This window comes from Rhizobium sp. CF122 (genome assembly GCF_000282035.1).
Lineage (GTDB): Bacteria > Pseudomonadota > Alphaproteobacteria > Rhizobiales > Rhizobiaceae > Rhizobium.
Map to the genome: position 1 here is coordinate 172,088 of NZ_AKKA01000008.1, position 15,587 is coordinate 187,674.

13 protein-coding genes and 1 riboswitch are annotated in these 15,587 nt (G+C 61.2%); of the genes, 2 read left to right on the top strand and 11 right to left on the bottom strand.

Annotated elements, in window-relative coordinates:
* Window positions 1-106: 106 nt before the first annotated feature.
* The 4 genes from thiD to PMI09_RS01255 all read right to left on the bottom strand — a co-directional run bounded on the left by thiD (window position 107) and on the right by PMI09_RS01255 (window position 4,031).
* Window positions 107-958, bottom strand: coding sequence for a bifunctional hydroxymethylpyrimidine kinase/phosphomethylpyrimidine kinase (gene thiD, locus PMI09_RS01235; RefSeq protein ID WP_007788060.1), 852 nt, complete (start codon window positions 956-958; stop codon window positions 107-109).
* A complete protein-coding gene (gene thiE / locus PMI09_RS01240; RefSeq protein ID WP_007788062.1) occupies window positions 955-1,590 on the bottom strand; it encodes a thiamine phosphate synthase in 636 nt (211 codons plus the stop codon). Before thiE ends, thiD begins: the two co-directional genes overlap by 4 nt.
* Window positions 1,587-2,390, bottom strand: a complete 804-nt coding sequence (gene thiM / locus PMI09_RS01245; RefSeq protein ID WP_007788064.1) for a hydroxyethylthiazole kinase — start codon at window positions 2,388-2,390, stop codon at window positions 1,587-1,589. Before thiM ends, thiE begins: the two co-directional genes overlap by 4 nt.
* Before the next feature lie 50 nt (window positions 2,391-2,440).
* A riboswitch (TPP riboswitch) is annotated at window positions 2,441-2,537 on the bottom strand.
* A gap of 93 nt (window positions 2,538-2,630) precedes the next feature.
* Window positions 2,631-4,031: an MFS transporter gene (locus tag PMI09_RS01255; RefSeq protein ID WP_007788066.1), complete on the bottom strand. Its 1,401-nt coding sequence runs from the start codon at window positions 4,029-4,031 to the stop codon at window positions 2,631-2,633.
* A gap of 119 nt (window positions 4,032-4,150) precedes the next feature.
* Here PMI09_RS01255 and PMI09_RS01260 point away from each other — a divergent pair, with 119 nt between their 5' ends.
* On the top strand, window positions 4,151-5,110 hold the full coding sequence (locus tag PMI09_RS01260) for a LysR family transcriptional regulator (RefSeq protein ID WP_007788069.1): 960 nt from the start codon (window positions 4,151-4,153) through the stop codon (window positions 5,108-5,110).
* A 10-nt stretch (window positions 5,111-5,120) separates the two neighbouring features.
* Here the strand turns inward: PMI09_RS01260 and PMI09_RS01265 are convergent, their stop codons facing one another.
* The 7 genes from PMI09_RS01265 to PMI09_RS01295 form a co-directional block, all read right to left on the bottom strand.
* Window positions 5,121-6,107: a sugar kinase gene (locus PMI09_RS01265; RefSeq protein WP_007788071.1), complete on the bottom strand. Its 987-nt coding sequence runs from the start codon at window positions 6,105-6,107 to the stop codon at window positions 5,121-5,123.
* Complete coding sequence (locus tag PMI09_RS01270) at window positions 6,104-6,919, bottom strand: carbohydrate ABC transporter permease (RefSeq protein WP_007788074.1); 816 nt, start codon at window positions 6,917-6,919, stop codon at window positions 6,104-6,106. The genes PMI09_RS01265 and PMI09_RS01270 overlap by 4 nt, the downstream gene beginning before the upstream one ends.
* Window positions 6,919-7,860: a carbohydrate ABC transporter permease gene (locus tag PMI09_RS01275; protein WP_007788076.1), complete on the bottom strand. Its 942-nt coding sequence runs from the start codon at window positions 7,858-7,860 to the stop codon at window positions 6,919-6,921. The genes PMI09_RS01270 and PMI09_RS01275 overlap by 1 nt, the downstream gene beginning before the upstream one ends.
* The gene (locus PMI09_RS01280) at window positions 7,860-9,191 is read right to left on the bottom strand and encodes an ABC transporter substrate-binding protein (RefSeq protein ID WP_007788077.1); all 1,332 of its coding nucleotides are present in this window, start codon (window positions 9,189-9,191) and stop codon (window positions 7,860-7,862) included. The genes PMI09_RS01275 and PMI09_RS01280 overlap by 1 nt, the downstream gene beginning before the upstream one ends.
* A 52-nt stretch (window positions 9,192-9,243) precedes the next feature.
* Window positions 9,244-9,921: a GntR family transcriptional regulator gene (locus PMI09_RS01285; RefSeq protein ID WP_183719583.1), complete on the bottom strand. Its 678-nt coding sequence runs from the start codon at window positions 9,919-9,921 to the stop codon at window positions 9,244-9,246.
* Window positions 9,922-9,926: 5 nt separating this feature from the next.
* Window positions 9,927-10,811, bottom strand: coding sequence for a dihydrodipicolinate synthase family protein (locus PMI09_RS01290; RefSeq protein WP_007788085.1), 885 nt, complete (start codon window positions 10,809-10,811; stop codon window positions 9,927-9,929).
* 140 nt (window positions 10,812-10,951) lie between these two features.
* Complete coding sequence (locus PMI09_RS01295; protein WP_007788086.1) at window positions 10,952-11,422, bottom strand: Lrp/AsnC family transcriptional regulator; 471 nt, start codon at window positions 11,420-11,422, stop codon at window positions 10,952-10,954.
* A 121-nt stretch (window positions 11,423-11,543) separates the two neighbouring features.
* Between PMI09_RS01295 and putA the strand changes: the two genes are divergently transcribed.
* A complete protein-coding gene (putA, locus tag PMI09_RS01300; RefSeq protein WP_007788088.1) occupies window positions 11,544-15,257 on the top strand; it encodes a trifunctional transcriptional regulator/proline dehydrogenase/L-glutamate gamma-semialdehyde dehydrogenase in 3,714 nt (1,237 codons plus the stop codon).
* The last annotated feature ends 330 nt before the right edge of the window (window positions 15,258-15,587 follow it).

Below are 15,587 nucleotides of genomic sequence, written 5' to 3' on the forward strand. Positions count from 1 at the left end.
AGTCAGCGGCCAGAGCACCTCCACACAGACTTGTGAGTGCTCGGCGCAACCCTTCTAACCTGTCGTACAGCGAGCGGATCCGAGGACAATGTGCCACCGGTTGCTCTTACTTGCCCTTGGTTGTTACTTCCGTCTTTTCTTCGGTTTCGCTGCCTGTCATCTGCCAAAGCTCGTGAAAATGCTGAACCGGTCCGTGACCGGAACCGACTGTCAGCGTGTCTGCCTGCGCGACGGCCTGGGCGAGGTAGGCCTTTGCATCCGCCACTGCCTTGAGCAGCGCGGCGCCCTTTGCAAGTTCGGCGGCAAGCGCGCTTGACAGCGTGCAGCCGGTGCCATGCGTGTTCGCCGTTGGTATCCGCGCCGCTTCGAACCAGCTCAACCTCGAGGCTGTGGCCAGGACATCAGGGCTCTCCTGCCCAGGCAGATGGCCACCCTTGATCAACACGGCCTGCGGGCCCAACGCACGCAGGCTTTGCGCCTGATCAGCCATTTCCGCACGACTCTCAGCCGTAGGTCCATGCAGGAGTGCCGCAGCTTCGGGCAGGTTGGGGGTCAGCAGCGTCGCAAGCGGCAGCAGGCGCCGAGTAAGGACTTCGACCGCCGACAGATCAAGGAGGGAGGCGCCACCCTTGGCGACCATCACCGGATCAAGCACGATCGGTATACCTTTGTGCGGTTGGATTGCATCGGCGACGGCGACGGCGATTTCCGCGTTGGCAATCATACCGATTTTGATCGCGTCAACGCGCACATCGGCAAAGACCGCCTTGATCTGGTCGGCAACGAAAGCGGCAGGAACCAGATGGACACCGGAAACACCCTGGCTGTTTTGCGCGGTCAGCGCGGTTAAAACTGCCATGCCGTAGACGCCGCGGGCAGAGAACACCTTCAAATCGGCCTGGATTCCGGCGCCGCCCGAGGGATCGGAACCGGCGATGGAAAGAACGTTGCGGATCATCCGTGAACCTTTCCGATGTTTTCAGCGATGTCGCGGGTGGCAGCCTCTGGGTCAGGGGTGCCGCAGATCGCGGAGACGACGGCGAGACCGTCAGCGCCAGCCGCGAAGACAGCTCCGACATGATCCGCCTTCAAGCCGCCGATCGCCACGGAGGGAACGCGACAGATCCGCACCAGACGCGCAAGCCCGGCAAAACCAATCGGCTGTTTGTGGTCCGCCTTTGTCGGCGTCGCAAACACCGGGCCGATGCCGGCATAATCCACGATTGCCGGATCGACCGCCGCAGCCAGCGCCTCGGTCTCGACCGAGAGCCCAAGGATCATGTCGTGCCCAATCCGTGCGCGGGCAGTCGGTGCGTCCATGTCCTGTTGCCCAATGTGCAGACCGTCGGCACCAATTGCGACCGCGGCCTCGACGTCATCGTTGACGATGAGCCGCGCACTGGTGCCAAACAAAGCCGCCTTGAGCGCCCGCCCGGTCTCGATCATCCGGGCCGTATCCGCTTGCTTGTTCCGCAGTTGCACGACCGTCGCTCCGCCCGCGACTGCTGCCCGCGCGGTCTCCACCATGCCTAGGCGGGCGCAAAGGTCGGGATCGAGGACGAGGTAAAGTGAAAGATCGATGTTCTTCATGCACAGCGCAGCCGTGCGTGGCGATCGAGAAGTGAGGCGTCGAGCGCTGCAAGCGCGTCGAGGAACCGCCAGGAAAACGAGCCCGGGCCGTCCGCCTTGCTGGCCGCCGTTTCACCGGCAACAGCAAAGGTCGCAAGTGCCGCAACCGTTGCCTCGAAGGGTGCGTCGGGCCGAACCGCCACGAAGGCGCCCACAAGGCAGGTCAGGGAACACCCAAGCGCGGTCACCTGAGGCATCAACGCCGAGCCCCCCTCGATGCGCGCCGCCCGTTCGCCGTTGGTGACGAAATCAACAACGCCGGTCACTGCGACGGTCGCTCCGTGCACCCTTGCGAGCAGGCGTGCGGATTCCTCGGCCTGCTCGACGCCGTCGCGGCTATCCACGCCCTGGCCACGGCTTGCGCCGCCGGCAAGCGCGATGATTTCGGAGGCATTGCCGCGAATGACGGCGGGGCCGAGCTCCAGCAGCCGATCCACAGCAGCACGACGAAACCCCGTGGCATAATGGGCGACCGGATCGAGAACCCATGGCTTTCCAGACTGACCGGCCGCGATGGCGGCCGTCTCCATGCCGCGCAGCCAGCCTGACGAAAGTGTACCGATATTGATTGTCAGCGCGCCAGCGATCGCGGCAAATTCGCCAGCCTCTTCTTGCGCATGCACCATGGCGGGAGAAGCACCGGCCGCCAGGAGCACATTGGCCGCGATGTTCATGGCAACGAAGTTGGTAATGCAATGGACGAGTGGCGGTCGCGCGCGCAATTGGCTCAGCAACGTTCCCGGTGAGGTTTGGTCTGGCATGGTGCGCCTTTCGATCGGGGAGGAAAGGCGCGGGGACTTACGCGGGAAGCTGGAAGTCCCGAGCGACTCCCTCCGCCGGCATTATCCGGTTCAGGTTCAAAGGGTGCTTCTCAGCCCACCATCAGGAGGGCGCCCCTGTCTCTCATTGGTTCTTGTGGCAGAGAAGCACGCACCTGTCATCCATAAAATGGACACCGCCGGGCAAGAACCCGGCGGCGTCGCGTGCGCCGCGGTCAGGGACTATTCCGCAGCCTGATAGATGCTCCGGTCGATAAGAGACGATCTCGGGCCGAGTGCCGCAGCAAGTGTGACGAGGACCGAGAGGACGGCGACAAATGTGATGCCGGCAAAATACGGATCCCAGCCAAAACCGGAGGCTGCACCGAAGATCGCCGAAGCTGCCGCAAGGACGATACCGCCACCAATCTGGAAGGAAGCGAACAACAGCCCGGATGCAAGCCCGGATTGGTCTTCGCCAACGTCGGAGAGGGCGGCAACCTGCACGGAGGGGTAGGTCATGGCATAACCCACACCGAGCGGGATCTGCGACAGGGCAACCAGCAAGATGGGGTTGATGTGGCCGACACTCAGGATCCAGAAGATATAGCTTATGGCCTGCAGCGCTACGCCGAGTGTCATCAGCCCGGTCGTACCGCGATTTTGCGCGATCGTGGCAAAACGTGGCGCCAGGAACATGACGCAGACGCCGCCGAAGGCAAAGGAGAAGCCGGTCGCAAAGGCCGACCAGCCGACCACGGTCTGATAGTAGAGGGTCGCGATAAACTGGAAGCCGACATAGACGCCCTGGAACAGCGCGGCAATGGCATTGGCGTGGGAAAGCTGTGCCCGCCGGAATATCTCAAGCGGTACCATCGGATCAGAATGGCGAGATTCGACGATGAGGAAGAGACCGATCAAAGCGGTGGCCGCCACCAGTGCTCCCCAGGTTGGCACTGCCTGCCAGCCCTCGGCCGCAGCATTGGTAATGCCAAAGACGAAAAGCAAAAGTCCAGGCGTGATCGTCATTGCGCCTGCCCAGTCGAACGTCGCACGCGGCCCGCTGCGACGTTGATCCGCTGGCAGGACGAAGGGAGCAATCGCCAGCGCGATGACGGCGACAGGCGCGCCCATAACAAGCGTTGCCCGCCAGCTGAAAACGGTCGCGGCCCCACCCAGCACCATGCCGAGGACGAAGCCGGTCGCGCCGGTAGAGGCAAAGACGCCAAGCGCTTTCGCACGGGCTGCCCCTTCGCCGAACACCGACAGGAGCAGGGCAAGGGCAGCCGGTGCTGTGAACGCCGCGGCAATGCCCTTTATCAAGCGAGCGGCAATCAAAGTCGGGCCGCTATCGACAAAACCACCCGCAATACTGGCGGCAGCGAATATGCCGAGCGACCAGAGGAAGACGCGACGGTGGCCGAAGACGTCCGCGACGCGCCCGCCCAGCAGCAGGAAACCGCCATAGCCAAGCACGTAGGCGCTGACCGCCCATTGGAGGGATGTCGCTTTCATGCCGAGCTCGGCCTGGATCGCCGGAAGCGCGACGCCAATCGTGGATACGTCCATTGCATCGAGAAAGTTGGCAGCGCAGAGCAGTAGCAATGCTACGCGCGCTGTACCTGGAGATCGGGAGTTGGTCATGAATGATCGTTCCTTTCTGCCGACGCCATGGGAGGAAGCTTGAGCGTCAGGGAACGAGAAAATGTACACCTACTGAACCTATTGCAAATTGATAGTAACCATGCCAGGTATTACTGAGAATGATGAATGATGTGATCCTCCGAAAGATAGACCTCAATCTCCTGCTGGCCTTCTCGGTATTGATGCAGGAGCGCAATGTCTCTCGTGCGGCCGAGCGGCTTCTCCTCGGTCAGCCGGGCCTGTCGGCCGCTTTGAAGCGGCTGCGAGAGACACTTGATGACGAACTGTTCGTGCGGGTAGGGCGGGGTCTGCAACCGACGGCGCGTGCGCTTGCCATTGCGCCTGCGATCGAGGATGCCTTGTCGGGGATCGAGCGCGCGATCCGGCCGCCTGATGCCTTCGATCCCAAGAGCTGGCAGGGCGAGTTCAAGATCGGCATGTGCGACAATCTGGAATCGGCTTTCTTCGGGCCGCTCGTCGGGCGCCTGCGTGAACTCTCACCGGGCGCACGGCTGATCGGTGTCGCTGCGGACAAGCATGATTCCGCCCGCATGCTAGACGACGGCGCTTATGATTTCAGCGTTGCGGTTCACGAGGATCCGGCATCCTGGCACATTAGGCAACCGCTCTTCAGTCAGTGTTCGGTCTGTGTCTACGACCCCGTGCAAATGAAGCGAAAGGCACCCTTGACGCTGGAAGACTTCGTCAATACCGCGCATGTCACCGTGTCCTTTGAAGGCAATACGGCAACGAATATCGACACAATTCTTGCGAAGGTCGGTCTAAGCCGTCAGGTCGTCGCCACCGTGCCTCGCTTTTCGGCGTTGCCGCCAGCCCTGAGGGCAATGCCGGCGATCGCGACCATTCCGGAGTCGATCGCCCGCTGCATGGCACAGTTGCACGGCCTTGAAGTCTCGGCCCCGCCAATCGAGCTCCCCGCAGACCCGGTTACGATGCTCTACCGACGCGTTGATCACGCGGACGGCCGCTCGGTCTGGTTCCGCAAGCTGTTCGTCGAGGTCGTGGAAGGGGCGCTGAAGGCCTCCGGTTGCACCATGACCGTCTCGAAGGCCGCTTGATACCAAAGGCTTACGCCGAATCCGGCGGCGAGGTGACATCGAGAGCCCTAGCCGGCCAGTTCACTAGCGCAGCCGTAAGCTCTCTTCGATCGGGCGCCCCGAGGCGCCCTCCGAATTGCTGGCATTTGATGGCCGCCGCCATCGATGACGCGCGCATCACGTCCTCGATCGCCAGGCCCTCGGAAAGCGTCAGCGCGAAGGTTCCGTGAAAGATATCGCCTGCCGCCAGCGTATCGATGGCCGTGATACGCGGTGCTTGGAGATGGCGGATAGAGGCGCTGTCGTCATCGAACCAGTAGGAGCCTTTTTCCCCGAACGTCACACTGACGAAGGCCTGGCTGAAGCGCTCCTTCAGCAGACGGACCATCGATACCGGCTCCGCCGTCCCCGTGAGGCTTTCTGCGGCCGGCTGCGAAAAAACAATGTGGCTTGCGGCAGGCGCCAGTATCTCGATCACTCCGTCGGGCGCCACGTCACCATCGAGGATGGCAGGTATACCTGCTTCCCCGGCAGCGAGCAGCGTCTGTAATGCAAGCTCTGGCCAGCGCACGTCGACCAGAACCGCATCGAATGCCGCGACATCGTCAGCCGTAACCGAATTGACGACCTGATGCAGCCGCGGATCGTAGAAGGGGATGATCAGGCGCTCGCCGCCGTCGTCAATCAGGATCGTCGACACGGCCGAGCGGGCGCCTGCCACGCGACGCATGCCACGGGTGTCTATGCCGCCTTCAGCGAGATCAGCGATGATGCGCTCGCCGGTCTCGTCGTCTCCGACGGCACCCCAGAGGCTGGCCTTCCCGCCAAGCCTTGCAACCGCAAAGGCGGCGCTTGAGGCCATGCCTTCTGCAATCTGCAACATATCGTATGGCAGGACCTTGCCTTGCCCGGTCGGCATGACACGAACTCTGAAGAGCGTGTCGAGGAGCGCAGCGCCGACACACAGAACGTGCCTCGCCCGCTTTTGTCGCTCCTCCATCGCAATCGCAGACGTCACTTCACGGCGCCTGCCGTCAGGCCGGCAACGATCTGCCGCTGTGCGAAGACTGTCAGGATCAACACCGGCAAGGTGACGATCAAGGCTGCCGCGGCAAGCGGACCCCAGCTCACCTGCTCGAACGACAGCATGTTGTAGACCGCAACGGGGAGCGTGCGCGTTTCGCGGCTGGCAAGGACGATGCCGAAGACGAAATTGTTCCACGAGAAGATGACCGACAGGATGAAGGCAACGACGATCCCCGGCCTTGCGATCGGCAGCGCCACCAATCGGAAGACCTGCCAGGGTGTTGCCCCGTCGATGCTTGCAGCTTCCTCCAGCTCCATCGGCGTCGTTTCGAAATAGCCGATCATGATCCAGACGACGATCGGGACGGTAACGACGAGATGGATGATGATCTGCGGCCACAGCGTGCCAAGCAGGTTCAGCCACTGGAACAGCAGGAAGAGCGGGATCAGGAAGGAAAGGCCGGGTGTCATGCGGGCAATCATGATCACGACAGCGGATTTCTCAGCCTTCAGACGGGCAATGCCGTAACCGGCCGGCACGCCGATAACGAGCGCCAGGAGCGTCGCCGCCCCGGTGACCAGAACCGAATTCCATAGGTAAAGGAAGAAGTTGTTTTCCTCGAACACCTTGACGTAGTTCGACCAGGCGAAACGTTCAGGAATGAAGATCGGCGGATAGGCGCCGTTATCGATCTCGTACTTCAGGGACAATGAGATCATCCACAGGAAGAACAGGACCACCGGCGAGATCATCACCAGCGCCACGAAGAGAAGTCCGATGCGATCGAGTGCCTTGCGCTTCATCAGCGTGCCTCCCCATCGGACCAGTTGGCGCGCTGCTTGACCATCAAAAGGACGAAGGATAGCACCACGATGAGCACGAAGAATATAACGGCCATGGCCGAGCCGTATCCGATGTCGTAATAGGAAAAGGCCGTGTTGTAGAGATAGATGTTGATCGTCTCCGAGGCAGTGCCCGGTCCGCCCTGCGTCATCGCATAGATGATGTCGAAACTCTTGACCGCGTCGATGCTGCGAATGATGACGGCGATCATCAGGAACGGCGCGATCATCGGCAGCGTCAGGTATCGAAATTTCTGCCAGACATTGGCGCCATCGATTTCGGCGCTCTCGTAGGGCTCGCGCGGTACTGCCGCCAAGCCGCCAAGTACGATCAGCATGACGAGCGGTGTCCACTGCCAGGTTTCGACCAACACCAGCGAGGGAATGACGCTTGTCTGGTTGTAGATCCATTCCTGCGGACCGACACCAATATAGGAAAGCAGGTAGTTCAAGACACCAAGCTGCGGATGAAACATCATCGTCCAGACGAGCGCGATGGCGACGGGAGTCGCCATCATCGGCATCACGAATATTCCGCGCAGAATCCCGCGCAGTGGAAACTGGGCATCGAAGATGAGGGCGGCCAGCGTTCCCAGAAACAACGGGGCGACGACCGACAAGGTCGTGTAGAGCACGGTATGCCACAACGAGTCCCAAAAGCGCAGGTCAACGGCCAGGCGGAGGTAATTGTCCAACCCGGCAAAGACCTGCGCCTGGCCAAGTGTCCAACTGTTGACGCTCATCCACAGGGTAAAGACCCAGGGAAAAACGATGACAGCCGCCACGACGACCAGGGCGGGAATGACGAAAGGCCAATAATTGGGAGCAAACCGGCCCGGTTTGCTCCTCTGCTTTGCCTTGGCCTTGACCGCGGTTGCGGGTTCGATGCTCACCGAAGCCATTATCCCTCGCTTCGTGCCAGGACCGGCTCGAACTGAGCTGTGGCAGTCTTCAGCTCCGTGGCTGGATCGGCGCCGCCGATCATGTTGGTGAGGCCGACGCCATAGATGTCGCGGAACTCCGTGACCGGGATGATGATTGGCAGGGCCAGCTGCGACACTTTCGCCGAACCCGCGACAGCGTCCAGCCACGCAGGCGGCATCTTCACGCCTTCGCGCACCTTTTGATCCTCAAGGACCGATTGGCGGAACGGAACACCGGCGCCGGCCTGAAGCAGGCGCGCACCCATGTCATGGGAAATCGCCCACTGGCAGAAGAGATATGCGGCTTCCTTCTTCTGGCTTGCTGCCACGACGCCGAGACCATCTCCTGTGGTTGCGGCCGCCTGCGCCTTCGGTCCCTTCGGCATGATGCCGTATCCGACCTGGCCAACGACACGCGACTTTTCCGGGTTCTCGATCGGCGGCGCAAAACCCACGCCATCAAGCCACATGCCGATCTTGCCCTGCAGGAAGGCCGATTGGGCTTCAGCCCAATTGAAGCCGGACACACCGGGAGGAGCCGCCTTGGTCATCAGGCGCTGATAGAGCTTGGCCGCTTCAACGGCCTCCGCAGAATTGGTGCGCAGCTTGCCGTCCGGCCCAAGCGGGCTCGATCCGTAGCCGAGCAGCAGCGTCGTCCAAACCGGGGTATTGGCATTCTTGAGACCACGGGCGACGAAGCCATAGGTGTTGGTTGAGGGATCTGTCAGTGCCTCGGCAGCACTTGCCAGTTCTTCGAACGTGGTTGGGTAAGAAACGCCCTTCTTCTCGAAGAGTGCCTTGTTCCAGTAAACAATCCAGTAGTCGACCGAGAAGGGCAGGGAGCGCAGGACGCCATCGGAATCCTTGGCGAAGGTCATGCCGGCCTCGGCAAAGTCGCTTTCGACCAGCGACGGATCGGTGAGGGAAGGATCCTTCAGGAACCCGCTGATATCGGCAAGCCAGCCGCCCTTTTCGAACTGTCGTTTCTGGACGTGATAGCTCATATGCACGACGTCGAAACTCGGCTTGCCCGAGCTCAATTCGATCGTGGTCTTCTGGCGCTGCTGCTGCTCCGGCGTCGCCTCGGCATTGACCTTGATGCCCGTTAGCTCTTCGAACTCGGGAAGGTACTTGATGAGCGTCTCGCTGCGCGGGCTCTTAACCAGGTTGACTTCCAGCGTCGTGCCGGCAAAGCGCTTCCAGTCGACCGCTGCCGATGCCGATCGAATGCCCATGAGGCTGCTGGCACCGAGGGCGGCCGTACCGGCGAGAAAGCCGCGCCGGGTGGGATTCAGGAATGATGATGGCATGTAACTCCTCCTCTTGTTGCCGCCGATCTCCTCATCGCCGGCTTGTTGTCGACTAGATCTTCAGCGCGCGATCCCTCGCGTGGTTGATGTGGGCGGCGAGGTTGTTGACCGCATCCTCGGCCGACCGCCTTTCGATCGCCTCCAGAACCTTCAAATGCTCTCCCATGACCGGGCCAACACGTCCATCGATGCGGAAGCGCTCCTGACTGATCAGGCGCATCTTGATTGAATTAACCCGGTAGGCGTTGGAAATGATCGTATTGCCAAGCGCGTCGATAAACGCGTCATGCATGCCCCAGTCGACAGCTTGAGCACGCACTTCCAGCTCATGGGAGGCGTCGCCATTGGCAATGGCGTCGGCGATATCGCGATGCTGCTTCAAGAGCTCAGCGATCGCCTCATCGGACGCGGAGCGCGTGAAGAGTGCGACCGCCTCCTTCTCCAGGAATAGCCGAAGCTGGAAAGCCTCGCGAATGAGGTTGAGATCGATATGAGCGATCTGCAGGCCGCGCTGCGGGACCGTTTTGATCAGCCCTTCCGCCTCAAGCCGCGGGATAAGTTCACGGATCGCCGCAAGCGTCAGTCCGGTCAGTTCGACAAGGCGACGCTGGGAGACGAACTGACCGGGACGCACGTCGCGAGCCAGCAGGTGGCGTGTGAAGCTCTCATACGCCTTTTCCCGCAGCGTCGGCTGCTCGTCCATTCCGTCCATTGCCTCCCCCTCGTACATGGCGCCTATGCTGCTTTGGAGCGGAAAAGCGCATCGAAGGCAAGAGCAAGCTGTTCCTGTCCCTCGGTGGAAATTGAAACGAGTGGCGCACGAACCGCAAGCCACATCTCGTCGTCGCTGAGGCGAGCCACCATAGCTTTGACGGCCGCGGTAACCGGATATTTCAGAAGCTCGGCGACAAAACCTTCTACGCGGGCATCATCCCTGCCTTCTTCCGCCATCAGCTTCACCTCGCCGGGCAGGAAGTTCGCCATACCGGAGATCGCGCCTTGGCCGCCGAGGCGCACGCCTTTTGCAAGGTGGCGCTCATCGCCGATCAGAATAATGAGGTCGCCGTGGGCTTGCAGCAGGCTTTCGGTAAACGGCCAGTCGCCGGACGAATCCTTGACGCCGGCGACGACCGTCGGAAAAGCTGTACGCAAACGCCCGATCAGCGACACAGTCAGGGGCACCATGGTTACCGACGGAATATTGTAGACGATGACGTCGCGCGCCTTGTCGCCCAGGATCGCAAAGACAGCAGAGAACCACTTGAAGAGGCCGTCGTCGCTGACATTCTTGAAGTAGGAGGGCGGGGCCAACAGAATGTTGCGCGCACCGCGCGAAAGAGCGTTTCCGGCCTGAGCCGCAGCATCCTCGGCAGCATCGACCAGCACGCCCATAACGATCTTTTCAGGAGCGATACCGGCATTGAGAAATGCGGTGAGGATATGCTCACGTTCCTGCGTCCCTATCGAGGATCCCTCGCCGGTGGTGCCAAATAGCGTGACGCTTTCACATCCTGATGCAAGGCATTGTTTTGCCTGTGCAATCATCACATTAACAGCGATCTCGCCCTTGGCGTCGAACGGCGTGGCAAGCGCAACGGAAAGCCCGAACTTCTCAGTCAATGTCAATTCTCCCAGTCGATGTGTTAGACGTAGCAGACTGACATGTTAGTTGTAAATGGGTAATATTTAGGTGCGCGCTTATTGCTCTCCAACAGACAGACGGCTTGAAGGGGGAGGGCCTTAAGAGAACAGGTCCATCGTCAGACGCCGCTTTCCTTTACGGCTTCCATGGCCACGAAAGTCGACGTGCTGGCGACGAAAGGAAGGCTGGATATCTTCTCGCCGAGCACGAGGCGGTAATTGGCGATGTCTGACGTGCGAATCTTCAAGAGATAGTCGAAAGCGCCGGCGATCATGTGGCACTCCTCGACCTCCTGCAGCTTCCGCGCGGCGATATTGAAGGCCTTCAGCGCATGCTCACGCGTGTCGGAGAGCTTTACTTCAGTGAATGCGACGTGATTCTTCCCGAGTTTGTTCACATCGACGATCGCGCGAAAGCCAAGAATATAGCCATCTTCGATCAATCTCTTTAATCTGACCTGGCAGGGCGTGTTTGACAGGCCGACCTTTTTGGCGAGGTCGGTAATGGACATGCGGCCATCGGCGACAAGGGCCTCGATGATCTTGTGATCGAATTGGTCGATTTCCCTTCCATTTGCGGTAATGCTCACGATATTGCCTCTATTTATTCGCCTAAATTAGGCAAATATATTCCCCTAAAGCCAATTTCAAGTGAAATCACCTTTATGGGAGCTGCTATGTTCGACCACTATCCTTTTCTGGAGCAAAGACATGACGATCACCAACGATCCGGTGGCGAACGAAACCGTTAACGCGCAGTCTAGCGGTACTGCAAATCCCTTCGAGGGCTTTGCGCCGGAGATCCGACCGCAAAGCGATCTGCGCCGCGCTATTACAGCGGCTTATCGTACGCCGGAGACCGTTTGTGTCCCGCGCCTCGTTGACGCCGCAACGCTTCCGGAAAAGGTCAGGCAGGACGCCGCCGCAACCGCTCGCAAGCTCATCGAGGCGCTTCGCGCCAAGCACAAGGGCACCGGCGTCGAGGGCCTGGTTCACGAATATTCACTCTCGAGCCAGGAGGGCGTTGCGCTGATGTGTCTCGCCGAAGCGCTGCTGCGCATTCCCGATACGGCGACGCGCGATGCCCTGATCCGCGACAAGATCGCCGAAGGCGATTGGAAGTCGCATCTGGGCGGCGGTCGTTCGCTCTTCGTGAATGCCGCGACCTGGGGGCTGGTCGTGACCGGCAAACTCACCTCCACGGTCAACGATCGTAACCTTTCAGCCGCGCTCACCCGCCTGATCGCACGCTGCGGGGAGCCTGTCATCCGCCGCGGCGTCGACATGGCGATGCGCATGATGGGCGAGCAGTTCGTCACCGGCGAGACGATCGACGAGGCGCTGCAGCGGGCCAAGCCTCTGGAGCAGCGCGGCTTTCGCTATTCCTACGATATGCTCGGAGAGGCCGCCACCACGGGCGCGGATGCCGAACGCTACTACAAGGACTACGAAGCTGCGATCCATGCCATCGGCAAGGCTTCCGACCGACGCGGCATCTATGAAGGTCCCGGCATTTCGATCAAGCTTTCGGCCCTGCATCCACGTTATTCGAGAGCTCAAAGCGCGCGCGTCATGAGCGAGCTGCTGCCGAAGGTGAAGGCGCTTGCCATGATCGCCAAGTCCTATGACATCGGCCTTAACATCGATGCCGAGGAGGCGGATCGGCTGGAACTATCGCTGGATATCCTCGAGACGCTGTGCCTCGATGAAGACCTTGCCGGCTGGAACGGAATGGGCTTTGTTGTCCAGGCCTATGGCAAGCGCTGTCCTTTCGTGCTCGACTATATCATCGATCTTGCCCGCCGCGCGGGTCGCCGCATCATGGTTCGCCTCGTCAAGGGCGCCTATTGGGACGCCGAAATCAAGCGCGCGCAGCTCGATGGCCTTGAAGACTTCCCCGTCTTTACCCGCAAGATCTATACCGACGTCTCCTACATCGCCTGCGCCAAGAAGCTGCTTGCTGCAACCGATGCGGTCTTCCCGCAGTTTGCGACCCACAATGCGCAGACGCTTGCCACCATCTACCACATGGCTGGCTCCGACTACTATGTCGGCAAGTATGAGTTCCAGTGCCTGCATGGCATGGGTGAGCCGCTGTACGACGAGGTTGTCGGCCGGCAGAACCTCAACCGTCCGTGCCGCATCTACGCGCCCGTGGGCACCCATGAAACCCTGCTTGCCTACCTCGTGCGCCGTCTTCTTGAAAACGGCGCCAACTCATCGTTCGTAAACCGGATCGCCGACCCCAATGTCTCGATCGATGAGCTTGTTGCCGATCCTGTCGAGATCGTCGGCAAAATGCAGGTGCCCGGTCAGAAGCACGACAAGATCGCGCTGCCCTCCGACCTTTACGGTCAACGCCGCAACTCTGCCGGCCTTGATATCTCCAACGAAACCTCCCTGCAGGCGCTGGCAGAAATCCTAAAGGCGAGCGCCACGATCGTGTGGACGGCTGCACCGACGGGCCAGACCGAGGTGGGGCCAACGGCCCGCGACGTTCTCAACCCGGCCGATAGCCGAGACGTTGTCGGCACCGTGCGCGAAGCGACCGCCGGCGAGGCTGCCGCAGCAGTGGCGATCGCGCTGGGCGCCGCGTCGTCCTGGGCATCAGTCTCGCCGGTGGAAAGGGCAGCATTGCTTGATCGCGCTGCCGATATCATGCAGGCGAAAATGGAGACCCTCTTGGGCCTCATCATCCGCGAAGCCGGTAAATCGCTGTTGAACGCGGTCGCCGAAGTGCGTGAGGCTATCGACTTCCTGCGCTACTACGCCGAGCAGACGCGCCGCACGCTTGGGCCCTCGCATGCGCCGCTCGGACCGGTCGTGTGCATCAGCCCCTGGAACTTCCCGCTGGCAATTTTTACCGGGCAGGTCGCTGCCGCTCTTGTCGCAGGCGACCCGGTTCTTGCCAAGCCCGCGGAAGAAACACCGCTGATTGCCGCCGAGGCGGTTCGGATCCTGCACGAAGCTGGTATTCCCTCCGATGTCGTCCAGCTCGTTCCAGGGGACGGAAGGGTAGGGGCCGCCCTGGTCGCAGCGCCGGAAACCGCTGCTGTCATGTTCACCGGCTCGACCGAGGTCGCCCGCATCATCCAGGCGGAACTTGCCAAGCGCCTCTCAAAGGACGGCAAGCCGATCCCGTTGATCGCCGAAACCGGCGGTCAGAACGCCATGATCGTCGACTCCTCGGCGCTTGCCGAACAGGTCGTTGGCGACGTGATCGCCTCAGCATTCGACAGCGCCGGACAGCGCTGCTCGGCACTCCGTATCCTGTGCCTGCAGGAAGATGTCGCCGATCGCACGCTGACCATGTTGAAGGGCGCGCTGCGCGAGCTTTCGATCGCCAATACCAACCGGCTTGCTTCCGATATCGGCCCGGTGATCACCGCCGAGGCCAAGAATATCATCGAGGCGCACGTCGCCGCCATGGGCGCTGCCGGCTGCGCTGTCGAGCGCGTTGAACTGCCGGATGCGACCAAGAACGGAACCTTCGTGGCGCCAACGATCATCGAGATCAACAAGATTTCGGAGCTGAAGCGCGAGGTCTTCGGTCCCGTCCTGCACGTCATCCGGTGGCGGCGCCAGGACCTCGGCCGCCTGATCGACGAGATCAACGCGACCGGCTACGGCCTGACCTTCGGCCTCCACACGCGGCTCGATGAAACGATCGCCATCGTTACCTCGCAGGTCAAGGCCGGCAATCTCTACGTAAACCGCAACGTCATCGGCGCCGTCGTCGGCGTCCAACCCTTTGGCGGCCGCGGTCTTTCCGGCACCGGCCCCAAGGCAGGGGGGCCACTCTATCTGGGGCGGCTGGTCAAGACGCCGCCGATTCCCCCGCAACATAGCTCCGTCTATAGCGATCCCGCTCTTTCAGACTTTGCCAAGTGGCTGGACCAACAGGGCCTTTCGGAAGACGCGGAAATGGCACGCCATCTCGGCAGCCAGTCGGCCCTCGGGCTCGAAACCGAACTTGCCGGTCCCGTCGGTGAGCGCAACCTCTATGCGCTTCATCCTCGCGGCGCAATCCTGTGCGCTCCGGCCTCTCGGACCGGCCTCATTCGCCAGATCTCGGCGGCTCTCGCCACTGGCAACAGCGCGGTCATCGATGGCGACGACAGCCTCCGTTCGACGTTGAACGGCGTTCCCGTCAGTGTCGCGCAGCGGATTTCCTGGCAGGAGGCATCGGCCCATCCCAACCCAATGGCCGGCGCTCTGATCGAAGGTGACGCCGAGCGGGTCTCGGCCATGCTCGCAAAACTCGCCGCCATGCCTGGTCCTTTGCTGCTCACCCAGTCCGCCCCGACCGAGCAGCTTGAACGCGATCCAGATGCTTACTGCCTCAACTGGCTGCTGGAGGAGGTATCCACCTCCATCAACACCGCCGCAGCCGGAGGCAATGCCAGCCTGATGTCGATAGGGTAGGCGATCGTCGGCAGCAGCGCCATGGCGTCGCTGACGGGCATGTCCAGACGACTCGGCGCCGCTCATAGTCAAGTGAGCGCAAACTGAGAACTTTGCCCCCTGGGGCGCCTGGCGACGATTTCGGCTTGTTGGCATGCGAGCTCATAGCTGGCTTGAAGGCAGATCGATGTTCCGCGGATCGAGGGTCGGTGGCAGACTGTCCTCGACCTCGGAGGAGATCTGCATGGTCCTGCGCGAGATCGGCGTTCCACCCAACCCTGGCCCCACGAAGTTAAGGCGCGCGACGCTATCGTCGGCAGACGGACTCAGGCTGTGGACTGAGATTTTTGC